22 protein-coding genes are annotated in these 27,000 nt (G+C 40.6%); 20 read left to right on the plus strand and 2 right to left on the minus strand.

Going from position 1 to position 27,000, the window contains the following annotated elements; all coding sequences use genetic code 11:
• Positions 1–5: 5 nt before the first annotated feature.
• Together H9631_RS12835 and H9631_RS12840 are read right to left on the minus strand one after the other, a co-directional pair.
• Positions 6–1,154, minus strand: a complete 1,149-nt coding sequence (locus tag H9631_RS12835; protein ID WP_191813394.1) for a Glu/Leu/Phe/Val family dehydrogenase — start codon at positions 1,152–1,154, stop codon at positions 6–8.
• Positions 1,151–2,506: an APC family permease gene (locus H9631_RS12840; protein ID WP_191813395.1), complete on the minus strand. Its 1,356-nt coding sequence runs from the start codon at positions 2,504–2,506 to the stop codon at positions 1,151–1,153. Before H9631_RS12840 ends, H9631_RS12835 begins: the two co-directional genes overlap by 4 nt.
• A 116-nt stretch (positions 2,507–2,622) precedes the next feature.
• Here H9631_RS12840 and H9631_RS12845 point away from each other — a divergent pair, with 116 nt between their 5' ends.
• The 20 genes from H9631_RS12845 to H9631_RS12940 all read left to right on the plus strand — a co-directional run bounded on the left by H9631_RS12845 (position 2,623) and on the right by H9631_RS12940 (position 26,978).
• The gene (locus H9631_RS12845) at positions 2,623–3,228 is read left to right on the plus strand and encodes a TetR/AcrR family transcriptional regulator (RefSeq protein ID WP_191813397.1); all 606 of its coding nucleotides are present in this window, start codon (positions 2,623–2,625) and stop codon (positions 3,226–3,228) included.
• Positions 3,229–3,756: 528 nt separating this feature from the next.
• Positions 3,757–5,322 (plus strand): ABC transporter substrate-binding protein, encoded by a 1,566-nt coding sequence (locus H9631_RS12850; protein WP_191813399.1) that lies wholly within the window; start codon positions 3,757–3,759, stop codon positions 5,320–5,322.
• 71 nt (positions 5,323–5,393) lie between these two features.
• Positions 5,394–6,647 (plus strand): metal-dependent hydrolase family protein, encoded by a 1,254-nt coding sequence (locus H9631_RS12855; RefSeq protein WP_191813401.1) that lies wholly within the window; start codon positions 5,394–5,396, stop codon positions 6,645–6,647.
• Between the two features lie 123 nt (positions 6,648–6,770).
• Positions 6,771–7,721, plus strand: coding sequence for an ABC transporter permease (locus H9631_RS12860; protein ID WP_191813403.1), 951 nt, complete (start codon positions 6,771–6,773; stop codon positions 7,719–7,721).
• Between the two features lie 11 nt (positions 7,722–7,732).
• Positions 7,733–8,644, plus strand: a complete 912-nt coding sequence (locus H9631_RS12865) for an ABC transporter permease (protein WP_191813405.1) — start codon at positions 7,733–7,735, stop codon at positions 8,642–8,644.
• Positions 8,645–8,686: 42 nt separating this feature from the next.
• Complete coding sequence (locus tag H9631_RS12870) at positions 8,687–9,697, plus strand: ABC transporter ATP-binding protein (protein ID WP_191813407.1); 1,011 nt, start codon at positions 8,687–8,689, stop codon at positions 9,695–9,697.
• Complete coding sequence (locus H9631_RS12875) at positions 9,681–10,664, plus strand: ABC transporter ATP-binding protein (RefSeq protein WP_191813409.1); 984 nt, start codon at positions 9,681–9,683, stop codon at positions 10,662–10,664. Before H9631_RS12870 ends, H9631_RS12875 begins: the two co-directional genes overlap by 17 nt.
• 178 nt (positions 10,665–10,842) lie before the next feature.
• The gene (locus H9631_RS12880; RefSeq protein ID WP_191813411.1) at positions 10,843–11,814 is read left to right on the plus strand and encodes a hydroxyacid dehydrogenase; all 972 of its coding nucleotides are present in this window, start codon (positions 10,843–10,845) and stop codon (positions 11,812–11,814) included.
• 72 nt (positions 11,815–11,886) lie between these two features.
• Positions 11,887–12,588 carry a FadR/GntR family transcriptional regulator gene (locus H9631_RS12885; RefSeq protein ID WP_191813413.1) on the plus strand — a complete coding sequence of 234 codons (702 nt, stop codon included), beginning with the start codon at positions 11,887–11,889 and terminating at the stop codon, positions 12,586–12,588.
• A gap of 185 nt (positions 12,589–12,773) precedes the next feature.
• Positions 12,774–14,429 carry a M20/M25/M40 family metallo-hydrolase gene (locus H9631_RS12890; RefSeq protein ID WP_191813415.1) on the plus strand — a complete coding sequence of 552 codons (1,656 nt, stop codon included), beginning with the start codon at positions 12,774–12,776 and terminating at the stop codon, positions 14,427–14,429.
• 24 nt (positions 14,430–14,453) lie between these two features.
• Positions 14,454–15,401 (plus strand): D-2-hydroxyacid dehydrogenase, encoded by a 948-nt coding sequence (locus H9631_RS12895; RefSeq protein WP_191813417.1) that lies wholly within the window; start codon positions 14,454–14,456, stop codon positions 15,399–15,401.
• A gap of 36 nt (positions 15,402–15,437) precedes the next feature.
• A complete protein-coding gene (locus H9631_RS12900; protein WP_225221020.1) occupies positions 15,438–16,487 on the plus strand; it encodes a DctP family TRAP transporter solute-binding subunit in 1,050 nt (349 codons plus the stop codon).
• Between the two features lie 41 nt (positions 16,488–16,528).
• Positions 16,529–17,038, plus strand: a complete 510-nt coding sequence (locus H9631_RS12905; RefSeq protein WP_191813419.1) for a TRAP transporter small permease — start codon at positions 16,529–16,531, stop codon at positions 17,036–17,038.
• 34 nt (positions 17,039–17,072) lie between these two features.
• Positions 17,073–18,356 carry a TRAP transporter large permease gene (locus H9631_RS12910; RefSeq protein WP_191813420.1) on the plus strand — a complete coding sequence of 428 codons (1,284 nt, stop codon included), beginning with the start codon at positions 17,073–17,075 and terminating at the stop codon, positions 18,354–18,356.
• Positions 18,357–18,379: 23 nt separating this feature from the next.
• The gene (locus H9631_RS12915) at positions 18,380–19,978 is read left to right on the plus strand and encodes an amidohydrolase (protein WP_191813422.1); all 1,599 of its coding nucleotides are present in this window, start codon (positions 18,380–18,382) and stop codon (positions 19,976–19,978) included.
• 420 nt (positions 19,979–20,398) lie between these two features.
• Entirely contained in the window at positions 20,399–21,148 is a 750-nt protein-coding gene (locus tag H9631_RS12920; RefSeq protein WP_191813424.1) for a class II aldolase/adducin family protein, read from the plus strand.
• Between the two features lie 490 nt (positions 21,149–21,638).
• Complete coding sequence (locus H9631_RS22360) at positions 21,639–21,815, plus strand: GrpB family protein (RefSeq protein ID WP_225221023.1); 177 nt, start codon at positions 21,639–21,641, stop codon at positions 21,813–21,815.
• A gap of 420 nt (positions 21,816–22,235) precedes the next feature.
• Positions 22,236–24,104, plus strand: coding sequence for a sigma 54-interacting transcriptional regulator (locus H9631_RS12930; protein WP_191813426.1), 1,869 nt, complete (start codon positions 22,236–22,238; stop codon positions 24,102–24,104).
• A gap of 139 nt (positions 24,105–24,243) precedes the next feature.
• Positions 24,244–25,650, plus strand: coding sequence for an FAD-binding oxidoreductase (locus H9631_RS12935; RefSeq protein WP_191813428.1), 1,407 nt, complete (start codon positions 24,244–24,246; stop codon positions 25,648–25,650).
• The gene (locus tag H9631_RS12940) at positions 25,647–26,978 is read left to right on the plus strand and encodes a (Fe-S)-binding protein (protein ID WP_191813430.1); all 1,332 of its coding nucleotides are present in this window, start codon (positions 25,647–25,649) and stop codon (positions 26,976–26,978) included. Before H9631_RS12935 ends, H9631_RS12940 begins: the two co-directional genes overlap by 4 nt.
• Positions 26,979–27,000 lie beyond the last annotated feature (22 nt).

Here is a 27,000-nt window from a genome sequence, read left to right on the forward strand (position 1 = left end):
TGAATCTACACCCCCTGTTTTGTTTGTTGCTCTAATCGATCAACTAGTTGCTTTGCTGCAATACGAGGTGAAAGCTGATCCTTCTTTGCGATATCTAAGATCCTTTTCGTTGTTTCCGACATTTGCTCTCTTAAAAATGTGAAAATCTCAGATGCTTCACCTTTCACATCACCGTATAGGATTGATACAAAGAGACCTGCACCACCACTATTTGCAATAAAATCTGGAATCACCATTATGTCGTGTTCAAACAGCAATTGTTCTGCTTCACTCGTTACTGGAAGATTAGCCCCTTCAATGATTAATTTCACATTTAGATCACCGGCGTTATCAGCATGGATCACATCAGCAACGGCTGCTGGGATTAATACATCTGAATGAACAGTTAACCAGGCGTTCCCTGGTAATTGTTCATACTCTGGAGGGAGGCCATTTCTTGATATCATCCCTGTATTATCTTTTAAACCGGAAAGAAGAGGGATGTCTAGTCCATCTTTGCAATAAATAGTTCCTTTCCAATCTGCGATTGCCACTATTTTCACGCCATTTTCAAAAAGAAATTTTGCGGCGCTGGCTCCTACACTACCAAAGCCCTGTATCGAGACCTTTGCGTGATTTCTTTTTATTTCTAAATGGTTTAATCCCTCCAACGTCACAACCGCTACCCCATAACCAGTTACGAGATCGGTTAACTTCATTCCGTCATAATTAGCTGACATTGCCCTTTGTAATTTCTCTGTTAAAATTGCACTGTTTTCCTGTTTATTAATAAAAGCGTGAACAGAAGACTTTAATCCTAGATCTCTTAAAATGGTTAGTATATCTTCTTCTTTTGTACCTAAATCTTCACTCGTTAACCAATATTCCCGAATATATGGGATATGTGCTTTAAGATATCGTTTTAAAACCTCTTTACTTTTTGGATGATCAGAAGGGAAATCTATGCCGCCTTTTGCGCCACCCAGTGGCACTCCCAATCCAGCCATTTTGATCGTCATGATTCGTGCTAACCTCTCGACTTCTTTTTTTGTGACCCCTTTTCTCATCCGAATTCCACCTGCGCAGAAATCGTTTTTCATTTCGTCAATCACAAAATATCCCTTCGCACCTGTTGCTTGATCAACCCATTCAGTCGCCAAATACGGATCTTTCATTTGTATTCCTCCATTACTTCGTTTTGAACATCATCGATCGCCTCATTAAAGCCGAACCTATTATTATTAATATCTTTTACCTTGCAATAGACGATGGCGATTACTGCGATACCCAGCACCAATGCCCCGACAATGGGTACATCAAGAATAGCCAGCAATGCAAATAATAAACTGCTGATTATTCCGAAAATACTCAGCAGGATTAGCAATGGCTTAGGAATCTTTACAGCTGAGTTCTCATAAAGCTTCGGAGCTTTTTTGAAAATCTTTAAAGCTGAAAACCCCATCAAAACACCGCCTAGGAGCAATCCAACAATCGTCATTGTCGCAAACGTTGTTTCACTCAGTCCTGTTATTAGTAAAAACATTGTAATGAAACCAATCGCAATGAGGGAGATATAAGGAGATTGAAACCTGCGATGTTGTTTTGTAAATTGCTGAGAAAAAACGCCTTCTTTCCCCATCACATACAACTCTTGTGGAATCACCAATAAAATGGCATTTAAGGTTGTAAAGATTGCCAGCAATCCACCTAGTGCAATAAAATTAACAATCCAATTTGGCAGAAAGAGTTCCGCTGTCATTGGAATAGATGCACTGAATCCGATAAATTCATCGATTGGAATAATCGTTGTGGAAACATAGCTTACGCCCATATAAATCAACGTAACAAGTATTAAGCTAATCACGATAGCTCTTGGTGTATTCTTTTGCGGATTCTGTATTTCTCCGCCTATTTCAGTGATGATGCCATAACCAGCATAAGAATAAAAAGAAAGAACCGCTGCCATAAACAATCCGGTAATCCCGCCTCTCATAAAAGGTCCATTATCCACAGCTGTCAAATCTCCACTAAGTTGACCGAACAATCCGACGAAAATGTAAATAGCCAGTGCTAATAGCATCCAAATGACCATTCCAACTTGCAGTAGACTTGAAAATCGTATTCCAAAAAAGTTAATGAGCAGAAAAACAAAGACAGTTACAAGCGCAGTAGTTAACACGGGTAAACTTGAAAAATAAAAACCTAGATAATTTACAAAACCCAGTGCGAGCATCCCAATTGCCCCAATACCGGCAAATATCATGCATAATCCTGCCAGCACTCCGAATGTTGGACTTAATAATCGACTTGCATAAATGTAACTGCCACCTGAGCTCGGGAACATGGAACCTAGTTGAATGTAGTAAGCGCTTCCAAAAAATGCTGGAATTGCCCCTAATAAAAAGGCTAGAACAAGCGATGGGCCAGTCTGATTAACTAATGGACCTAACAATACAAAGACAGCTGCTCCCACCATTGTTCCTACAAGTGTCGAAATGGCTCCAATCAATCCAATTTTCCGGTTCAATAACAACACCCCTTTCTTAATAATCTGAATATTCGACAGAGCGTCAAATTGTTGAGGTTATGATATTATATTAAGCAGTACATGTCAAGGTAATCAAAAAAATAACGAGGTGCATTATGAGAAGGGATAGACGACTTCAACGCTCTTATCGGACGAGAAAAAAACTCATTGAATCAGCTAAAAAGGTTTTTTTGGAGTCAGGATATCATGATACTACGATACAAAAAATAAATGAGGAGGCGAGTACAGGGCGCGGTACAATATATTCCCACTTTCCAGGGGGCAAGGATGAATTATTATCTGATCTAATGCATGAAATAATGAATGAATTTTACGCGGTTGCGGATATAGACTTTAAACCTAAAACAACTGAAGAAGCATTCCGAATTATTAGAACACAGGTGTTTGATTTTATTTCTTTAGCCAATAAGCATAAAGAACTTTTAGTCGCTTTGTATGAAGCGATTAGTGTATCTAAGTTACTTAGAGAAAGATGGGAAGAAATTTTAAATGAATTTATTAATCGAATTAGTTCAGATATTCAATTTTCTAAAGATACCAACCTTGCAAAACTGAATATTGATAATGAAATTGTGGCAAGGATACTTTTATTTTCTGGTGAAAGATTTTTATGGGAGATTGTTACTGATCGTAATACGAAATCAATTTCCGAAATCGCCGATAACATTACTAAAATTTATATGTTTGGGCTATATTTGTAAAAAGATAGAGCTTTTGCAGTACCTTGTTTTTGTGAATTGAGCCAAGTTTTGTCGGCAGGTTATTCACTGAAGGAAGTTCGACAACTCCAAATCGTTCTATCGATCTTATTGCCAAATAAAGTCGAATTTAGTAATATGTAAGTTATAGTTTTTTCAGAATAGAGATTTTGTTATGGGTAGTTTTTCATATTTTCAAAAAGGGCGAAGGCGAATTTGGGCAATAAAGCAGGACAGCATTAGGAGTATACTTTCGGATATAGAAGTGATGGTGCTTTATGATTATTAAAGCTTAGTTTTTGTGGTCTTTATATTCAGAAGATTTATTCTTAAACGGTGATTCTGATTCTCGTTTCATGGGTTAATATTCTATCAATATGTCTAATTTGTCAGAAAAATTAACCAATATTCTCGTCTTAGTAATCGTATATTTGAGAAAGTAGTTTGGTAGAAAAGATCCCCATGAAAGGTCTCTATACATCTGGAAGATTCTGAAAATTTTATGTAAAGTCAACAGGAGGTATCTTTTCGGTGAAAAAGACATGGAAAATTTTAGTTCTATTAACTGCTGCATTTACATTGGTGATGGCCGGATGTGGCAACGGTTCGTCAGATAAAGATAAAAAGAAAAAGGAAACAGCATCGGAAATGCGCGTGGCTCTTACTGGTCAACCGCCTACGATTGATCCAATGATGACACCGGGAGCATCGACCAAACAGGTAGCAAGACATATATTCGAACAGCTCTTAACATTAAATTCTAATTTTGAGCCTGTCCCTATGCTTGCAGATTCCGTAGATAAAAGTGACGATGGAAAAACATATACTTTTAATCTGCGTAAGGGCGTCAAATTCCATAATGGGGAAGAAATGACTGCAGATGACGTCGTGGCATCTATGAATCGCTGGATTGAACAATCCTCAGTTGCCAAAGCGACTTTTGGAGATTCGCAATTTGAAAAAGCTGATGATTATACAGTTGAATTGAAACTGAGTGAACCGACATTAGATACACTAGAAGTTATTGCTTCACCAAAACAATTTTCTGCTATTATGCCTAAAGAGATCATTGAAAAAGCAGATAAAGATGGAGTGAAGGAATACATAGGCACTGGACCTTTTAAATTTTCAGAATGGTCGCAAGACCAATTCATTCATTTGACTAAATTTGAAGGTTACAGTTCTTTGGATACTGAGGCTGACGGCCTTTCTGGAAAAAAAGAAGCACTTGTTGATGACCTATATTTTGATATTGTGACAGATCCGGCAACTAGATTAGCTGGTTTACAAACCGGTCAATATGACGTTTCGCTTTCGGTATCAAATGATAACTATGAGCAAGTACTTGATGATAAATCTTTAAAAACTTATAAAGATCTATACGGAAATATAACGCTTGTATACAACAAAGAAAAAGGTCCTTTCACAGATTTTAAATTGAGGGAAGCTGTAAATACAGCGATCAATTCAGAAGAGGTTATGCTAGCGGTATTTGGTCACTCCGACCTTTACGAAATTGATGCAGGCTATATGAATAAAGCACAAACAAACTGGTACAACGATAGCGGTAAGGACGTCTACAACCAAGGCGATACAGCCAAAGCTAAAGAAATGTTGAAGAAAGCAGGCTATAACGGCGAAGAAGTCAAGCTGATGGTTACACGTGATTATGATTACCAATATAACGCAGCGGTTGTATTGCAGGACCAATTGAAAGCGATTGGAGTAAATGTAAAACTAGAAGTCTATGACTGGGGGACTTTGTTAGACCGTGAAAATGATCCAAACAATTGGGATTTACTTGTCATCGGTTTCTCAACAGTTACCACACCTTCACAAGTTTTATATTTGACCAATAACCAACATGGATTTACAAATGATAAAAAAATAGCAGGGCTGCTTGATGACATCAAAACATCCAACGACCAGGAGAAAGCTAAAGCCTTATTTAAGGAACTGCAAGATTATGGATGGCATAAATATCTTCCTGTCTCCAATATCGGTTTCCATTATGATTTTATTACCACATCAGATAAGGTTGACGGCTTCTCAGTCTTTGATGGCCCAGTTCTCTGGAATACAAGTGTATCGAAATAACTCATCACAAGAGTTGTCTTTCTTCGAGAGACAACTCTTTCAAGTTAATTTTTCAACGAAGGAGAGTCAAAATGGCATATAAACTGATAAAGAACGGAAATTTGATAGACGTCAATGGTGAAGTAACGGTTGAAAATGCGGCTGTATTATTGCAAGACAATACAATTGTGGATGCAGGAGCAATTAATCAAATTAAACAAGTCGATGATGCTGAAGTGATTGATGCTGATGGGGGATATATTCTTCCAGGATTCTTCGATTCGCATCTTCATTTGACCTTTCAAGTGGGAAGCACGCAGGAGAAGATCCTGACACCATTTTCAATGAAATTTTATAAGTCCATCTCATTTATGCGTAAAACATTGGACGCTGGTATTACCTCTGTTCGTGATGCAGGAGGAGCTGATGCTGGTCTTAAAGCGGCTGTTGAACAGGGGCTTGTGGCAGGGCCGCGTATGCAAATTAGTATCAATGCTCTGACAACAACAAGTGGGCATGGCGACTCATGGAACTTATCCGGGATTGACACGACTACCCCTAGTTACCCTGGAATGCCAAGCGGTATTTGCGACGGTACGGAAGAGGTTCGCAAAAAAGTCCGTGAAATCTTCCGTGCAGGGGCCGAGGTTGTGAAAGTGCACGCGTCCGGCGGAGTGCTAAGTCCAACGGATCATCCTGAATTCACACAGTTTTCTCAAGAGGAACTGGAAGTCATTGTTCAAGAAGCACGCTTTAGAAAGAATTTGAAGGTCATGGCACATGCACAAGGTGCAGAATCTATTAAAAATGCGGTTAAGGCAGGTATACATTCAATAGAACATGGTATCTTCTTGGATGATGAAACGATTGAATTGATGCTTGAAAATGGTACCTACTTGGTTCCGACCTTACTGGCGCCTGTTTCAGTTTTGGAAACACCTAACTTGCCGGACTATGTAATGAAGAAAGCTAGTGAAGTAGCGGATGTTCACCGAGAAAGCATAGCGAAGGCACATAAAGCAGGAGTTAAGATTGCGATGGGAACTGATGCGGGATGCTTCCCACATGGTACAAATCTAAGAGAGTTGGAATTGATGTGTGACATTGGAATGACTCCTATGGAGGCTATTCTCTCAGCTACAAAAGTGAGTTCGGAGCTTTTGGGATGGGAAGATCGCCTAGGATCAATAGAAGCAGGAAAATTGGCTGATGTCATAATTGTAAAAGAAAATCCACTTACAAATATTAAAGCTTTACAAGATACAGACAACATACAGGTTGTTATCAAAGATGGCATTGTACAAAAGGATATAAGAGTTGGTTCTGCTATTGTAACTTCAAATTAAAAATGAAAGCCGTTTGTTGATAGTCAGGAACTTCTTAGAATTGAAAGGGGTCCTGACTTTTGGCTTGTTTGTAAACAGAAAATTTTTTATAGAAAAAATACAAAAAATGGAGGAGGGATGGCTTTGAGACTTTATATCTTACAAAGGCTATTGTCACTTATCCCCGTCATGCTTGTCGTGGCAATTGTCGTTTTTTTCTTAATTCACCTTACCCCAGGGGATCCAGCATCCATTATTCTGGGACCGGAGGCGCTTCCTGAAGATGTTGATAAGCTTCGAGAGGAAATGGGCCTTGATCTTCCCATTTTAGAGCAGTTCCTTATTTGGTTTGGAGGCATTTTTAAGGGTGACTTGGGGTGGTCTCCATTTATGGATATGCCAGTTATGGAGGCATTTTTAAGCCATCTTGGCCCAACCCTTTCTCTGGCAATACTAGCACAGATTATCTCTATTGTTATTGCAATTCCATTTGGAATCATTGCCGCAACAAAAAGAGGGACAGCTATTGATCAATTTTTCATGGTCTTTGCCCTGTTGGGGATTTCCATTCCGAGCTTTCTTTTGGGGCTTTTGCTGATCCTATTGTTTGCTGTCAAATTGCAATGGCTTCCTGTGGCGGGATACCAGCCCTTGGGTACAGGCTTTTGGAACCATTTGAAGTTTCTTATTCTGCCGGCTATTACGCTGGGAGCAATCCAGGCAGCATTGATTGCACGGATGACTCGTTCCTCCATGCTTGATATTTTGAATATGAACTATATTAAAACAGCTCACGCCAAAGGGCTGAAAGAACGCGTGGTCATCTTCAAGCATGCTTTCAGAAATGCGTTTATCCCAATCTTAACGGTGATCGGCCAATCCTTTGGTACATTGATTGCGGGAGCCGTTGTGACAGAAGTGGTTTTCAATATACCAGGTATCGGTCAACTAATTGTCAACTCAATCCAGCGCCGGGATTACGTAGTTATCCAAGGAGCTGTATTGTTAATCGCCGGGGCATATGTTCTGATCAATCTGATTGTCGACTTGTTATACGGCGTCGTTGACCCTAGGGTTCGACTGAACAAAAAATAGGGGGTGAAGGAATGCTAACAGAAACAAAGACTGTTGAGGTTGAACCAACCTTACAGCAACAGAAAAAAGAAGTAGCCAAGGAAAAACGGGCGCTGCTGCTGAGAAGGATTTGGGCGAATAAGCTTTTGGTCATTGGAGGAGCTATTATTATCCTAATCACCCTTGTAGCCTTGGCCGCACCTGTGATTACTCAGTTCACGCCGTATGATTTGGAGGCGACTAACCGACTGAAGCCGCCAAGTGCAGAGCATTGGTTTGGAACGGATAATTTTGGACGGGATATTTTCAGTCGTGTGGTGTATGGAGCCAGGGTGTCCTTGGCTGTGGGTCTTTCAGTGGCTTTCATTACAGGCTTTTTAGGCTTGTTTATCGGGATGTACTCTTCGTATTATCGGATTTTGGACCATGTTCTCATGAGAGTTGCTGACGGACTGATGGCTTTTCCTTCAATCCTATTGGCAATCGCAATCATGGCTGTGATGGGTCCTAAGCCGGCCAATGTAGTTCTGGCTATTGTCATTGTAGAGACACCTGTTGTTGCCCGAATCGTTCGTTCGTCAGCGCTGGTTGTGAAAGAACAGACATTTATTGAAGCGGCAAAAGCTCAAGGTGCCAGCTCGTGGAGAATTATTTGGCAGCATATGGCTCCAAATGTTCTGACTCCACTGATTGTACAAGTGACGTATGTTTTTTCTGTTTCCATGATAATTGAAGCAGCTTTGAGCTTTTTGGGTGCAGGAATACCTGCTCCTGAGCCGAGTTGGGGGAACATTTTGTATGACGGAAAAAGCGTTATTCAAACGGCTTGGTGGATGACTGTATTCCCGGGATTGTTCCTCTTACTTGCTGTATTAGGATCCAATCTGCTTGGTGATGGAATCCGTGATTTAATCGACCCGCATTCGAATAAAGCTAAAAAATAGTACTGAAAACCAAAGAAAATTTTTGAACGAGGAGGACTTGAAATGTCTGAACAGCCTCTTTTGGAAGTGAAAGACCTAAAAACGACATTCTCTACGGAAACTGGATCTGTCACGGCTGTGGATGGAGTTTCGTTTTCTATAGACAAAGGAGAAACAATCGGAGTGGTAGGGGAGTCTGGATGCGGAAAAAGTGTGACAGCTGAGTCGATCATGCGTCTCTTGAATGAAAGCTCAACAAAATATGGCGGTAAAGTCCTTCTTGAAGGGGAAAATCTGCTGAAATTGAGTAAAGAAAAAATGCGTGATATACGTGGTAATCAAATATCCATGATATTTCAAGATCCCATGACATCATTGAATCCATTACAGACAATTGGCAGTCAAATAGCTGAAGCAATTATTGTCCACCAGAAGGTGAAAAAGGCTGCAGCTTATCAAAAAGCGGTAGAAATGCTGCGGTTGACAGGGATTCCGGCACCGGAAAAGAGGGTAAACGAGTATCCGCATGAAATTTCCGGAGGAATGCGTCAACGAGTAGTCATCGCGATGGCTCTAGCATGCCAGCCTAAAGTCATTATCGCGGATGAACCGACTACGGCTTTGGATGTTACCATCCAAGCTCAGATCCTGGATCTCATGAATGATCTGAAGAAAGAGCTGGATATGGGTATCATGATGATTACCCATGATTTAGGTGTAGTCGCAGAAGTTTGCCAGAGAGTAGTCGTTATGTATCTTGGACAGGTAATAGAAGAGGGGGGAGTGGGGGAACTGTTCGAACGGCCACTGCATCCATATACGAAGGGGCTGCTCCAATCTATCCCGCAGTTGGATGGGGATCGCTCGAAGAAGCTGCATGTTATTACAGGAGTCGTTCCGCCATTAACAGCCGTTCCGAAAGGATGCCGCTTTGCGCCAAGATGTGCTTTTGCCGATGAGACATGTACAAATAAAGCACCTGAACTAAATGATGCAGGTAACGGGCAAAAGGTAAGATGCTGGCATTTTGAGAAGATTTTAAAAGAGGAGGAACAGCATGTTGCCACAGTATAAGGAAAAAGAACCTCTTCTGCAGATTAAGCAATTACAGAAATATTTTCCGATTAACAATCCATTAGGAAAAACAGTCAGCCATGTGAAAGCGGTAAATGATGTTACTTTTAATTTATATGAGAAAGAAACATTAGGACTGGTAGGGGAATCGGGATGCGGAAAAAGCACGACTGGCCGAACGATATTGCGGTTAACGGAGCCGACCTCGGGAGAGGCATGGTACAAGGGAAAAGATATTTTCAAGATGAAACCTAAAGAGTTTCTATCCATTAGAAAAGAGATGCAAATGGTTTTCCAAGATCCACATTCTTCTCTTAATCCTAAGAAGAGGATCGGCTACAGTGTCGAGGAGCCGATGAAGATTCAGGGAATCGGTACGAAGGCAGAACGGATGGAAAAAGCGATGGAATTGCTGAATAAAGTAGGCCTTCGCAGGGATCAATATTATCGATATCCCCACGAGTTTTCAGGAGGACAAAGGCAAAGAATTGGCCTTGCACGGGCACTGGCCGTCAACCCGCAGATGATTATCTGTGACGAGCCAGTTTCGGCTCTGGATGTATCTATCCAGTCGCAAGTGATTAATCTGTTGCAAGAGCTTCAGGAGGAATATGGACAATCCTATCTGTTTATTGCTCATGACTTGAGTGTTGTTCGTCATATTTCAGACCGAATTGGTGTCATGTATTTGGGGAGCATTGTTGAGTTGGCCCCAACAGACGAGTTATTTTCCAACCCGATGCACCCTTATACCCAAGCCCTATTATCGGCCATCCCGGTTGCTGATCCAAAGAACAAAAGAGACCGGATTGTCATTAAAGGGGATGTCCCATCACCGTCAAACTTGCCGGAGGGATGTGTCTTCCATACAAGATGTCCGTATGCAATGGAACGCTGCAAGACAGAGGTCCCTATTTTAAAAGAGGGAACTAATGGGCATCAAATAGCCTGTCATTTGTATGAGTAGAGTGCCTGCAGTGATGAGAAAGAGTTCTTAATCATTTTTGAATTTAAGAACTCTTTTTTATATGAGTAAATGTAAGCGTTGACAATAAGAAAACTACAGTTTATTATACTAGTAATACCGGTACTACCAGTTGGACGGATGAAATTACAGTAGTTTATTAATTAGAGAGGAGCACCCTATGAGTTTTCTTATATATATACCTCAGGATATTGAAGATGAAGGAAAAAGGTATTTATCGGAAAAAGGATATGACTATAAAATCGGTACTGACATTTCCGAGGATTCTTTAATTAAAGAGGTAGTCGATTGTGATGCCATTCTTACCAGGTCTAACGCAATGATAAATAAGAACGTAATTAATGCCGCAAAGAAACTTAAAGTGATAGCTAAATATGGTGTAGGTTTAGACAACATCGATATTGAAGAGGCTACAAAAAGACGCATTTTCGTAACCAACACGCCTGAGGCAAATGCAAATGTTGTTGCAGAACATGTAATGGCTTTTATTCTTGCCCTTTCCAAGAATTTATTACCAATGGATAAAGAATTGAGAAAAGGAAACTTCGCTTTTAGAAATAAGTGCTTTAGTGTGGATTTGGAGCATAAGACCTTAGGAATTATTGGACTAGGAAGAATTGGACGCCTTGTTGCTAAAAAAGCGTATTATGGTTTTGACATGGAAGTCATTGGATTCGATCCTTACATAAAATCCTCTATACCTGATGTAAAGAAAGTAGACAATATCGATCGTATATTTACAGACTCGGATTTTATCAGTCTTCACTTGCCTTTGACTGAAAGGACAAAAGGGGTCATAGGTAAAAGAGAATTTGCCATGATGAAGCCATCAGCTTATTTTGTCAATGCTGCTAGAGGTGGAGTCGTAAATGAGGGCGATTTAACAGAAGCTCTGAAACAAGAACAAATTGCTGGAGCAGGGATTGATGTGTTTGAACAGGAGCCGCCTAAGGGAAACAATCCTCTGTTTTCATTGGAAAATGTAATTTTAACTCCTCATAGTGCTGCGCTGTCAATCGAAGGGGCTCAACGGATGTCACTGCATGCTGCAATGCAGGTGGATCAAGTTCTTAGCGGCGAAAAGCCGAAGTGGGCTGTAAATGAGAGGGAACTTATTAGGAATATTAGGTAGTGAAAAATCGGAATCTTAAGATTAAATGATTGATTTTTCCATAAAAGGTCATTAATTAAGAAGGAGAAACAAATGAATAATTTACTATACAGTGACATTGTTGGAGAAATAGAAAAAAAGATTATGACTGACGAATTGAAAGAAGACAGTAAACTGCCTTCTGAAAGGGAATTGGCAGTCCATTACGATGTCAGCCGAAATGTTGTTAGAGAAGCCCTAACTGAATTGCGTGTAAAGGGGCTGGTTACAATCAAACCTGGCAAAGGTGTTTACGTGACAAAGCCAAACGAAGACATCGTAACTGAATCCCTTCACAGGGTATTACATTCCAATGATGTCACTCTTGAAAATATTTTAGATGTGCGTGAAAAACTGGAAATATTGATCATTGAGCAAGCTGTTGAAAAAGCAAGTCCATCATGTCTGAGTGAACTGAAAAAAATATATGAACAAATGGAAAAAAATAAATATTTGGTTCACAAGTATATTGAAAGTGATGCTGAGTTTCATTTAAATATTGCCAAAGCGACTCAAAATAAAGCATTGTATGTACTTATACATTCTTTTTTCGATTTAACCGAAAGGGAGCTTTTTAGAATTACCACATATACACCAACAAGTGTGCATGATGCTCAGAGACATCATTCTTTGTTAGTCGATGCCATTGAAACTAGAAATAAAGCTTTAGCTATTTCGGTCATTAAAGAACATATGGGGTTGTTAAGAGAAGAAATAAAAATGTTAAGAGAACAAGGGGTTTTGAAAGAGGAGTGAGGTTAAGCTTTGGACAGTAAATGGAAAACTAGCCGTCATTCGGATCGGATGACATGATTGGTGTAAAAGGCCAGCTTCTATCTGTCACTCAAGCCTGTTTGGTGGAGTGAAAGAAGCGGCCGTCACGGTACAGCAGGTTATTTGAATAAGATATTGGTTTCAATTAAGTCCAAGAGGTGAATCATTTGATCTGGGATACTATTAAAATTGCAAAAGAGATGGAGAGTCTGACTGTTGATCTGGTCAAGGTGCAAAGTGTAAACGGTACCGAGGGAGAAGTGCATATAGCTGAAAAAATAGAAAATATTTTAAGAGGTTTCTCCTATTTTAAAGCAAACGCTGATCAAGTATGGACAAAAACGGTTGATCATGATTTTTTGGGAAGAAAAAGTGTATTCGCGCTATTGAAAAGTGAAAGTCCATCCAAAAAAACAGTCCTGCTTCATGCACACTCTGATACCGTTACAATCGACGACTTTGGTGACATAAAAGATCTCGCTGTGCAACCGTACAAACTCATGGAGAAGTTGAAAGATGTAAATTTATTACCTGATGTCAAAGCTGATTTGGAGTCCGGTGACTGGGTTTTCGGTCGAGGGACGGTCGATATGAAGAGCGGGATCGCTGCGCATCTACTTGTTTTAAAGTATCTATCTGAAAACAGGAACGTCTTTTCGGGAAACATTTTATTCATGGCAAATCCTATTGAGGAAACTACTCATGGTGGAATCATCGATGCTCTTCCCGAGTTGGAATATCTCCAGTCAGAGGAAGAATTGGAATTTGAATGTGCCATAAATACTGATTTTGTTGGTCCTTTATACAGTGGAGATAATACAAGGTATATTTATTTGGGTTCTGTAGGAAAGCTTTTGCCTGCTTTTTATATTAAAGGAAAGGAGACGCATGTAGGGCAAGCTTATGAAGGGCTAGATCCAAATCTAATCGCTTCTGAAATAACAAGTAGAATAGATTTAAATGCCGATTTGGCCGACGAAGCAGAAGGGGAAGTGACACAGCCTCCGGTCACATTAAAACAAAAAGATTTAAAGCCTACATACAATGTGCAAACTCCAATTTCGAGTTTCCTATATTTCAATTATTATGTCCATCAAATCACGCCTGATAGAGTATTGGACCAGTTGTCTCGGATAGCCGAAAATTCCTTTGATGATGTTATCAACAAATTGAATTCTGAGTACAGAAAATATTGTGAAAGATCAGGCGTGGAGTTCAAACAGCTACCGTGGAAGAGAAGAGTAATGACCTATTCAGCACTTTTTGAAAAAGTTTACGGATTGCACGGAGAAGAAGTGAATAAGCGTTTAGGAGGAATTTTGGATCAACATGCAGCACATATGGATCCAAGGGAAGTGGGACGCTTGATGGTGGAGGAATTGTTGCTTCTTGATGACGACCAGTCACCAGTGATTGTTTTATTTTTTGCTACACCTTATGTCCCAAGAAACTTTGTGAAGGGTCAGACGGAAAAGGAAAAGGATCTGCTGGAAAAATTGCATTCACTTATTAGAGAAACAGCTTCCGAGACTGGTGACACATTCGCCATCCATAAATTTTTTCCATCTCTTACTGACAGTAGCTATTTATGCCTCGATGATACCGATACAGAGATTGAAATACTTAAGAAAAACTACCCAGGAATGGATAGTTTATATCCTGTCCCAATTGAAAAAATAAGGAAGCTGAATGTTCCAGCCTTAAACTTTGGCACATGGGGTAAAGATGCCCATAAAAAAACGGAGCGTGTTTATAAACCATATACGTTTGGTGTACTGCCTTCCTTAATAAAGAATTATTGCTTGAAGGTATTGAATGAATAACTTCTTGGGGAAAGGGTGTTACTTATGGTACTGATCACAGTCTTTGATATGCCTGATGAACATGTTTCACGAATAAAAGAAATCACTGGTATGCCGGTCTATGTTGATCCGAATCTGAAAAAACAAAATGTGCCATTAGATAAAATAGAAATCTTAATCACCTATGGTTTAGAGATTATCAATGCTGATTTACTCGACCGCATGCCGGCTTTAAAATGGATCCAGGTATTTCAGACAGGAGTGGAGCATATTCCACTGTCTGAGATCCATAATCGGGGAATATTGCTTACGAATGTAAAAGGATTATATGGTAAGCCGATGTCGGAATATGTCATGAGCATTTTGTTATACATAACACGCGATATACCGCGTTTTGTACGTAATCAAAAATTCCATCGTTATGATAGAGAAGAATTAGTGGACGAAGTGAACGGCAAGACGATAGGGATCTTTGGAACTGGCATGATTGGCCAGGAAGTAGCCAAAAAAGCGAAAGCTTTTGACATGAAAGTGCTTGGATTCAATACATCGGGCCGCCCAGTGCCTTCTTTTGATGTGGTATACACATGGGACAGCAAAGAAGAGATGCTACAGCAGTGTGATTTCATCGTGTTACTGCTTCCTGAAACGGAGCAGACACGAAAATTCATCAGTGAAAAAGAATTAAAACTAATGAAAAATGATGCTTATCTGATCAACATCGGGCGCGGGCCGCTTATTGATGAAAACGCTTTAATTTATAGCGTTAATAACGGAGAGATTAGAGGTGCGGCTTTGGACGTATTTGATATAGAGCCTCTTCCGGAGAAGAGTCCTCTTTGGGATGTTGACAATATACTTATTACACCGCATTTATCAGGGAAGTCAGTCCGTTTTTTTGGACGCTGCATTGATATTTTTGAAACAAATTTCCGGGCTTATCAGGAAGAAAAAGAAATGAAATTTCAGGTAGATCCTGTTCGCGGTTATTGATGATTACTATAAAAACTGATTAGTTGGAGGGAAAAAATGTTGAAAACTTTAAAGAAAAAGCCTTTTATGTTGGTCCTGACTCTATTGATTTTGTTGTCCATGCTGGCTGCTTGTTCATCTGGATCTGATAAGGCAAGTGGAGACAAAGGAAAGAGCGGCTCTGGAGATCAATATACAATCAGGGTTGCCTATTCTGTACCCGAAGATCACGCATCTCATATTGCTGGATTGGCATTTAAGGAAGATATTGAAGCAAAGTCTGACGGGAAAATTAAAGTAGAACTATTTCCAAACGGTCAGCTTTACGCATCTGACAGGGAAGCAGTTGAAGCGGTTCAGCTGGGAAATATTGAAATGACAGTTATAGCAACACCGACAATGGCAACATTTGCACCCGAATTTTCCATTTTTGACTTGCCGTTCTTGTTTGACTCTAGAGAAGCAGCTTATAAAGCGATGGATGGAGAGCTTGGTAATGCTCTAAATGAAAAAGTAGATGAAATCGGCTTGGTCAGTCTTGGATATGGAGAAAATGGCTTTAGACATTTAGTTAATAACAAGCATAAGATTGAAAAGCCTGAGGATATGAAAGGCCTTAAAATGAGAGTTATGGAAAACAAAGTGTATGAGGATATGTTTAATGCACTGGGAGCGAATTCATCACCGTTAGCGTTTGGTGAATTATACTCCGCACTTCAGCAAGGTGTCTTTGACGGAATGGACAATCCGATCTCTTTGATCTCTTCTATGAAGTTCTATGAAGTGCAAAAGTATTTGACATTGAGCAGCCATACATTTGCTCCAATTATTTCGGTAATTAATAAAGATTATTTTGAGGGTATGCCTGAAGACCTTCAAGCAACTTTGAAAGAATCTATGACTGATGTCTATAACAAAACACAGCGTGAAACAACTCAACAGCAGGATGAAGAAAAACTAAAAGAGTTGGAAAAAGATATGGAAATCAACGAATTAACTGCGAAGCAGAAAAAGGCATTTGCTGATGCATTGCAGCCAATCTTTGATAAATACTCCGGGGAAATTGGAGAGGACCTTATCGAAATGGCAAAAGCAGCTAACGAATAAAGTATTGCTGTGTTTTCTCAAAAGAAGAGGGAGTTTGATCAATGAAACTCAAAAAGATTTTAAATGAGAAGCTTGAAGAATGGGTATTGGTGGCAAGTATGGTGTTTTTGGTCATTTTAGTGGTTGGACAAGTATTTGCCAGGTATGTAATGAACTTTTCAATAGGCTGGAGCGAGGAGTTGGCACGCTATCTATTAATTTGGATAGCGTGGATTGCTGCTAGTTATGCCGTAACTCAGAGCGCTCATATACGGGTTGAAATTATCAAGGACCGCTTCTCTAGGCGAATCAAACAAATGATAGAGTTGGTAGTTCTAATTATATGGTTCGGATTTGCTGCGTTTTTGGCGATTGAAGGAACAAATTTTATCTTACAGGTCCAGGCTACAAACCAGGTAAGTCCGTCTCTTGGGGTTGATATGTGGATCGTGTATCTGGCAGTTCCTGTCGGTGGAGTATTAATGGGCATCCGCTTGATTCAGCAGGCGATCCTGATTTTTAAAGATCCGAAGCAATTAGAAAACGCATCACCACACGATTTAAACCAATAATCCACATGGATTATGATAAGCGAGGAGGATCCCCTTGACGATAGCGGTTTTATTTGGAACTTTGTTTCTTCTAATCTTTTTAAGTGTACCGATTGGTATTTCGATTGGTGTGGCAACTCTGATTACCATTATATTTGCAGCGGATAATATTAGTCTCGGTACGATTGCACAGAAATCATTTACATCATTGGATTCATTTCCGCTAATGGCCATTCCGTTTTTTACTCTAGCGGGGATTCTTATGGGGAAAGGCGGAATCTCCAAAAGGCTACTGGACTTTGCCGGTTCCCTAGTGGGATTTATGACAGGCGGTTTGGCAATGGTGACGGTATTGGCCTGCATGTTTTTTGCTGCGATTTCAGGGTCTGGTCCGGCAACAGTTGCCGCAATCGGTTCCTTCATGATCCCTGCCATGCAGGCGAAGAAATACGGCGATGGTTTTTCACCGGCCCTAACCGCTACGGCGGGCTCCATTGGTGTTGTTATTCCGCCTAGTATTCCATTTGTATTGTTAGGTGTTACCGGAAGCCTATCTATCAGCGATTTGTTTATGGCGGGTGTTTTTCCGGGAGTATTAATTGGTATTCTACTTATGGTCGCTTCCTTTATCATTATTACACTAAGAAAAGTAGATAATGAAAAAGAAAAGATGCAATTGAAACGCGTATGGGAGACTTTTTACAAGGCCATCTGGGCCTTGCTGACACCGGTTATTGTACTAGGCGGAATTTATGCGGGAATCTTTACTCCAACCGAAGCTGCTGCAATTGCCATTGTCTACGGGCTTATCGTGGGGGCATTCATTTACCGTGAATTAAAATGGAAGGATATTTATGACAGTGTCATAGAAACAATCAAAATTACCGGTGCCACATTATATATGGTTGGATTGTCCATAGCTTTTGCCTACTTGCTAACAATTGAACGGATACCGTCTAAGATTGCGGAAAGTATCATGGGGGCTTCTGACAACCCAATTATTATTTTACTATTAATCAACCTCTTCTTATTAATAGTTGGAGCATTCGTCGATACGATTGCTGCCATCGTTATTTTGACGCCTATACTATTACCTGTCGCTGTACAGATAGGGGTGGATCCTATTCACTTTGGCGTCATTATGGTGGTGAACTTGGCGATTGGGTTTATCACTCCCCCAGTAGGAGTCAACCTGTTCGTAGCATCTGCGGTGGGAAAAGTGCCGTTTGATACTGTGGCTAGAGGAATTTTACCTTTGTTTCTCACAATGCTTGTTGCATTGGCAATCATCACTTATGTACCACAATTGTCGTTGTGGCTCCCTAACCTGATGAAATAGAGATTGAAGGAGTGTACAGAACATTGAAACCGGATCTGATTTTGCATCATGGGACAGTTGTTACAATGAACCAGAATTTTGAAATTGCGGAAGCTGTGGCAGTGAAAGGCGGAAAAATTTTGGCGATCGGTTCCAATGATGTGATCTTGCAATACAGCACCCCTCAAACGCAAGTTATTGACCTAAAGGAAAAAACGGTGACGCCGGGTTTTATCGATGCGCATCAGCATATGATTAACTTTGGCTTTAACTTGGCAAATGTAAATTGCAGAAAAGCTTCGATCGAAGAAGTCGTTTCTGTAATAAAGGAAAGGGCTGAAGCGAGCCGGCCTGAAGAATGGATTATCGGCTGGGGGTATGATGAAGCCGGCTTTAAGGAAAATAGAAGCCTTCATAAAGACGACTTTGAAGGAATCCCGAACCCTGTTTATATCATGAGATACTGCCATCATGCAGCAACAGTGAACGACAAGGCATTGAAGCTGGCAGGCATAACGAATGAAACAACTGTAGATAACGGGATTATTGAAAAAGATGACTCCGGGGAAGTAACAGGTGTGCTCGTAGAACAAGGAAAGTCACTCGTTGAAAATGTCATGCCGCCTTATACAAAACACCAGATGAAAAATGCAGTTAAACTGGCCAACGACCAATATATAAAGGATGGCATTACAAGCGTTCACGAAGCAGGGCTTGGCTTTTTCTCAGATGCGTTTCAAGAATTCGATGTTCTTAAGGAAATGAAGGAAGAAGGAACATTGAATGTACGTATGTACGTTATGGTCCTGCAAGAAGTTTTCGAGGAGTTCCTGAAAACCTATTCTTCTTACGAATGGGACTATTTTATAAAAATAGGGTCTATGAAATTCTTCGGAGATGGAACGCTTAGCGGAAAAACCGCTGCTGTGTCCCAGGATTTTAAAAGCTCTCCAGGAGAAAAAGGAATGCTTCTATACTCCTTTGCGGACTTACTAGAAAGGGCAAAGATTGCCCATAGTCAGAACAAACAAATTGCAGTCCATGCAATTGGAGACCGTGCGATCAATCAAGTGTTGGATGTATATGAAAAATTGTATAAAGATGATCCAAAGCCTAATCTTCGCCACCGGGTAGAGCATTCAACGGTTACGGATGAGGCCATTTTGGCCCGTATGAAAAAATTAGAGGCTATCCCGGTTCCTCAGCCATCTCTTGTATACTTCGCAGGAGACGTATACCTGGAAAATTTGAACGAGCCGGCTGTGCAAAATGTTTTTGCCAATAAAAACTTTATTGATGCTGGCTTGAAACCTGCAGGAAGCTCAGATTGTCCGATTATTCCAAGTTCTCCCCTATTAGGAATGGCTGTAGCGATGGACAGAATGACCGTCAACAATCATGTGTTTATTCCTGATCAAAGAGTTAGTCTCAGCGAAGCTTTGAGTATGTATACAATCAATGCTGCATATGCATCGTTTGAGGAAGATTTGAAAGGATCTCTGGAAGAGGGCAAGCTAGCAGATATGGTTGTCCTGCCAGAAGGTTTCTTACATTTTAAACCGGAAAAAATTAAAGAGACCGAGGTTGATATGACCATTATTGGGGGAGAAATTGTCTACAGTAAAGGTACATTAAAAACCTAAGGAATATGCCTCTTATGAAAAGGCTATCAGACGGTAAAATGCCGGAGAAAAAGGGAGCTGGAAAAGCTTTTAGCATGCCTGGGCAAAGCTAACTTGGTGTTATGGATGGTTGTACGACCTCCACTGTTAAAATCATTCCCATCCGTCATGGCGGTACTTCTTTCATGGAGGAGGCTTACGCATAGGCTGCTAGGAAAGTCGGCGTATGTAGGTAACACGGAGCCCCGATACAACGAGTCTCTCAATTGGACTTCATATGGCTATGAGGGTTTCATGCTGCTTATTGGATTGATTGTACTAAGGCGGGAACTGGTATTAGGAATTAAATATAGGCAATAAAAACAGTTTTTAATAGAGTCTAAAACGTGGGTTAGAATTTTAAAAGACAGAATTTTTCACTGAGCAGGAGGGATTATTAAAATGGGATCTACTGTTGCATCGAATCATACGATTGAAAAAGAGAGACGATATAGAAAAGAACGTCTGGCTGCTACTTTTAGGTTATTTTCCAAATTTGGTTTTGATCATGGAGAAGCCGGTCACATTACTGTTAGAGATCCGGAATACCCTGATCATTACTGGGTGAATCCATATCGAGTGCATTTCAGCCAAATCAAGGTATCCAATTTAGTTTTAGCGAATGATCAAGGTGAAGTAGTAGAAGGAGATTATGATGTCAATGCCGCGGCTTTGGTTATCCATTCAGCTGTACATAGGGCGAGACCAGATGTCATCGCTGCTGCTCATGCCCATACGACATACGGACAAATATGGTCTACTACCGGTAAGCTGCTTCAGCCGCTTACTCAAGACTCTTGTGCTTTTTACAAAGATCATAGTATTTTCGACGATTATACAGGGGTCGTTTTAAAGAAAAACGAAGGCGATCGAATTGCTGATGCGTTGGGAAATAATAAAGCTGTAATATTAAGAAATCATGGCTTACTGTCTGTCGGCAAAAGCGTTGAAGAAGCAGTATGGTGGTTTATTTTAATGGAAAGAGCCTGCAGAGAACATGTATACGCGCATTCTATTGGAAACCCGATAGAAATCGATGAGAAATACGCAGATATCACTTACCAGCAGGAAGGTACTCCTGAGGCTGCTAAAGGCATGTTCCAGCCTCTTTGGGACCGCATTGTGGCTGAACAGCCTGATTTTCTAAACTAATAAACCGTCAATTTCCCTTCACTTCTTGAAACTGTATGGTTTACACTTTTTATTCGACGGCTATTTAAATCAAAATATAGATTACTCAGTATGTTCTTCCAGCAGTTGAGTGAGTATTGATGCAATTGCTGATCGTGTCATGCAAAAGCCTCTAGAAAGGTCGGCGTATACGTGCCGTCTTGAGCAGGGTGCTACGAATCTATCAATCGAATTTCATAACGCTATATAGGACCCAACGCTACTTGGCGCGTGCGCTGAAAGAGTAGGTAGAGAGGTCATTCAATAGGCATTTCAGGAAGAGTTAAGCCATTTGTGCAAGCGGGGGGCGAAAGGCAGCTTTGTAAAAAAGATTAATGAAAATCACCCCTTTATTTTTGGGGGTGATTATTTAATAGTTACTAATGTTATGATTTAAAATTGTCTTGTAAAAAATTCACTTAAACCCAAGGGAGCAGGAAAATGGAATAAGAAATTTATTAATTCGATTTTGATGGAATTTTTAAAATTATATAGAATAGTTAAACGTAGATATTTTCAAAAAGGTGGGGACAATCGGTCTCATCAAGTTCACATCTATCAGATTGGGAGTCATGAAATAAAAAGGCATCTGGCTTTTCGAGATTATTTAAAAACACACCCAGATGAAATGAAGGATTATGGGAATTAAAAGAAAAATTTGCACGACAATTTCCTAATGATATTAGATCGTACATAAATGGTAAAGATGATTTTGTTAAAGAAATCGAACTAAAAGCACTGGAATGGTATAAAGATAATCAAAATAAATTATAAAATAAGGGCTACCTGTGCGCACTAAGAAAGCGATATTCCGAACTGTGTGATGAGGCCCTCTCTCACTAACGGAACGGTGAGAAGACCCTATTTTCAAACGAGCACTTCAAAGCGACGAGCTGTTGTAATCGAGGACCAGACAACTCCTAATGATTCTATCTGTGGAACAAGGTGAAAAATAGACGTTATTTAAGGCCCAACTCCTCGGAGTGGGCCTTGTTAAATTAAGGACTGGGACTGGAAGCTAATGCTTCTAAAGTTTAAACTTAAGGTATCTGAAAAAGGGGAGATTCCTTTGATTAACATAAAACTTATTGTGCCTCGCAAAGGTTATATAAAGCATGCTATGAAAAGGTTTGAGGAGTTCATTTACCAAGAAGCGAAGGATGCGCCAGAGGAAAACATAGCGTTTCAATTGGAGGAAGTTGTGATTCCTACTGATAAAATTCATCAGGCAAAGGTTGACGCGGACGTCATTATTTCAAGAGGATTGGTGACCAAACTTTTAAAAGAACACAATGAATCGATCCCCATCGTGGATATACCAGTCCAAGGAATTGATTTAATCCGCAGTCTTGTGGAATGCAAGGAACGTTTCGGGAGAAAAAAGGTTGCTGTCGTTGGGGCTGCCAATATGATCTATGGTGTTGAGAATCTAGAGTCCATCATAGACTTGCCGATACAAAAATATATTTTGAATGATATCACAGCATCGAACCGGACAGTCGATGAGGCGGTAAGTGATGGATGTGAAATTGTGTTGAGCGGCCTAAATACGAATAAATATGCTGAACGAATAGGTCTGCAGACGATGCTGATTGAAACTGGGAAAGAATCCTTCCGCCAGGCGCTAGTTGAAGCGAAGCGTCTAGCTATTGTCAGCAGAATAGAACAAGAGAAGGCCAAACGCTATCAGACGATTCTTGACCATGCGTATGAAGGTGTGATTGCTGTTGATTTAAAAAAGAGGGTTTCTGTATTTAATTCTTCTGCGCAAAAAATTTTATCTATCTATGACAAGAGTTTGATCGGGGCTCCTGTGACTGTCATTTTAAATAAGGGGAAGCTTCTGGAACTTCTCATCAGTCAAAATGATTTTCAAGAAGAAATTGTGAGTTATGGGACGATACAATTATCTGTAAAAAAAGCAGGAATCTTTTTAAAAGGTAAAAAGACCGGTGATATGGTTGCCTTTCAAGATGTTACTGGGATTCAGGAAATGGAAGGGAAGATTCGTAAAAAGATTCATTCGAGAGGGCATATAGCCAAATATAGCTTTTGCGATATCGTTTTTGAAAGCGAATTGATCAAACAGACGATTGAAACTGCAAAGCTCTATAGTGAGGCGGATTCTAATATTTTAATTGTCGGCGAGACTGGGACGGGGAAGGAAATGTTCGCCCAAAGTATTCATAATAACAGCGATCGCAAGAATAATCCTTTTGTTGCAATCAACTGTGCGGCTCTTCCTGAAAGCCTGCTTGAGAGCGAGCTGTTTGGATATGCGGAAGGTGCTTTCACAGGGGCAATGAAAGGCGGAAAACAGGGGTTTTTTGAATTGGCCCATAGAGGAACCCTTTTTTTGGATGAGATTGGAGAAATTTCTCCCAATCTTCAAAGCCGCCTGCTCCGTGTACTGCAGGAACGGGAGATTATGCGGATTGGTGACGACAGAATCATCCCTGTCGATGTAAGGATAATTGCTGCCACCAATAAAAATTTGATGGATATGGTTAAAAACAATGAATTCAGAGCTGATCTCTTTTACCGATTGAGTGTACTGGATCTTCAATTGCCTCCCCTACGTGAACATCGCGAGGATATTCCTGTTTTGGCAGAAGTATTTATGAAAAAAAGCCAATTGACCGATGAAGCGAAGGAAAGGTTAAAGGAAGAGGAATGGGAAGGCAATGTCCGACAACTTCAAAACTTTTGTGAGCGGTTGACGGTCCTTTGTAAGGATCAAAAAATTAATGTGTCGGAAGTGGAAAAACACCTTCCAAAAAAGACTGTAACAGACCGGTTGTATGTTTCAGAAAAAGAGCGGATTCTTATGGCTCTTGAAAAACATCATTTTCATAGGGGAAAAGCTGCATCTGAATTGGGGATGAGTCGCACTACATTCTGGAGGAAATTGAAAAAATGGAGCATTGAAACAGATTAAAACAAAAAGGAAACAATATGTTTCAAAATGTTTCGGTGAGAAATAATATATACACAAGAAAGCCCGTTTTCACATTGGAATAATAATTGCATGAATAACTAGTGAAGAATTCACTTTTCTATAGATGGAGTGACCCCATATGGAAACAGAACAATTATGTAAGTTAGTCGAATCCATTTTTCCCCAAAAGCGTATTTTAACCAATCTGGCTGATCGCTATTCGTACAGCTTTGATGCATCATTCGGGGAATATTTGCCGGACTTGGTTGTCCAGCCCGAAAATAAAGAAGAGATTGCTTCACTTATCAAAGTGGCCAATGAATATAAAATTCCGGTTTATCCGAGAGGAGCAGCTACGTCTTTAAGCGGAGGTTCATTGGCTGTGAAAGGCGGCATCGTTTTGGATATGTCGCAATTTAAAAAACATCTTGTCATCGACCGTGAAAATTTACTGGCTATTGTTTCTCCAAGTGTGATTACTAGTGATATTCATAAACAGGCAGAGGCTGTCGGTCTATTTTACCCACCTGATCCAAGCAGTTCCCATGTCTCCACAATCGGTGGTAACCTCCTTGAAAACTCCAGTGGTCCTAAAGGGTTGAAATATGGTACGACAAAAGAGTATGTGATTGGTTTAGAGGTCGTCACACCGACAGGAGAAATAATCCGAACCGGCGGCAAGACGGTCAAGAATGTAACCGGATATGATTTAACGCGCCTGATCGTAGGGTCTGAAGGCACGCTAGGAATCGTGACGGAAGCGATTTTGAGACTGATACCAAAGCCGCAGGCAAGAAAAACCTTGTTGGCCTCTTTTGATCGATTGATCGATTCAGGGCATGCCATCACGAATATTTTATCTGCGGGCATTTTACCGAGTGCGATGGAATTGATGGATAATGCCTGTATTCGTGCAGTTGAAAATTATACTCCGAGTGGATTGCCTGTTGATGCGGAAGCGATTATCATTGTTGAAATCGACGGACATAAAGCGGCCATTGAAGAAGAGATTAAGCGGTGTGAGGAAATATGCTTCAAACAACATGCTACAAAAGTAAAAGTGGCCCAGGATGAGGCTTCAAGGGCGAGCATCTGGAAAGCGAGAAAAATGGTGTCTCCTGCTATTACCCAAATGGGTCCGACAAAAATTTCCGAGGACGCCACTGTTCCAAGGAGCGAAATACCGAAAATGATGGAACGGCTGCATGCCATCCGGGATAAATATCAACTGAACCTTGTTGTATTTGGTCATGCTGGAGATGGAAATCTTCATCCGAATATTATTACGGATAAACGAAAGGTCAAAGAAATGAAGCGGGTAGAAGAGGCGGTCAGTGAGATTTTTGAAGCAGCTGTTGAACTTGGCGGAACCCTTTCCGGCGAGCATGGAATTGGCACGTTGAAGGCGCCTTATATGGAAATGGAATTAGGCCAAGACGGTCTTATGATGATGAAAAAGATTAAAGAAGCTTGGGATCCGAATGGAATTTTGAATCCAGGTAAAATTTTTCCACAGACAGGTCAGACAAAGGTGACATTACTATGAGTAAATCAATCTGCCATCAAGAAGATAAATATCTTTCATTACTCCGTGACCTATCATATGAAGCCGCCAATATGTGTGTTCAATGTGGATATTGTTTACCTGCATGCCCAACCTACGAATCAATGGGCAATGAAGCACAGTCCCCGCGAGGACGGATTAATCTTGTGAAAATGGCTGCTGAAGGAAAAATAGATTTGCAGCAGGATCTTGCGGAACCAATCGATTTATGTCTTGGATGCCGTGCATGTGAAGTCGCGTGCCCAGTCAATGTTCCATACGGTCAAATCTACGAATCTGCAAGGGAAGTTATTGCCCTGCAGCAAAAAGAGGAACGGAGAAAGCTCTCTTCAGGAGCAAAAGTTAGAGTCCAAGTATTAAACAACCTTTTTCCGCATCAAAGCCGTCTTCGTTTTTTGGGTAATGCGACTTGGCTTTACCAAAAAACTGGTATAAACAAGGTGGCACAAAAGCTGAAGCTTGTCAGTAAAATATCGGAACCGATGGGGCAGTTTGAAAAAATCCTCCCTTCCGTGGAGTCCCCTTCAAAACGCTATAGATTCGGAGATGTCTTTCCTTCCCGCGGTCCTAAAAAAATGACTGTTGCATTTTTTTCAGGATGCATTATGGATGCGGTAATGTCAAAGATTAACAGATTGACGATTGAATTGCTCCAAAGCGTTGGTTGTGAAGTGGTCATCCCAAAAGGTCAAAATTGCTGTGGAGCTCTTCATTCTCATCAAGGGAACATGGAGGAAGCTAAGGAGCTTGCTAAAGCAAATATTTACGCATTCGAAACCTCGTCCGCTGACTTTTTTATCAACAATGCTGGCGGGTGCGGAGCAATGCTTCGTGAATACGACCACTTGTTCAAGGACGATGCCGAATGGCAAGCGCGTGCGAAATCCTTTGTGGAAAAAACACGGGATATAACTGAAGTCCTTGTAGAACTTGGACCGTTACCCTTTAAAAAAGAATGGGACGGAATCATTACTTACCAGGATTCCTGCCATTTGCGAAATGTCCAGGGGGTATCGGAGCAGCCGAGAGAGCTCCTTCGTTCAGTTCCGGGTGCGACGATTGTTGAAATGGAAGGAAGCGATCGTTGCTGTGCGTCAGGAGGAATCTATAATCTCGTCCATTTTGAAGAATCTATGAAAATATTGGATGAAAAAATGGAGAACGTAAAGGCAACGACTGCCCAGACAATTGTCACAACGAATCCCGGCTGCTTACTGCAAATGAAGCTGGGAGTGGAAAGGAGCGGTCTAAAACATGCTAGGGCTCTTCATATAGTAGAAGTTCTGGCGGAAGCCTGCGATATTCAATAAAGAATGAAATGTGACCAGAACC

It is taken from the genome of Bacillus norwichensis (assembly GCF_014836955.1).
Taxonomy (GTDB): domain Bacteria; phylum Bacillota; class Bacilli; order Bacillales; family Bacillaceae_C; genus Siminovitchia; species Siminovitchia norwichensis.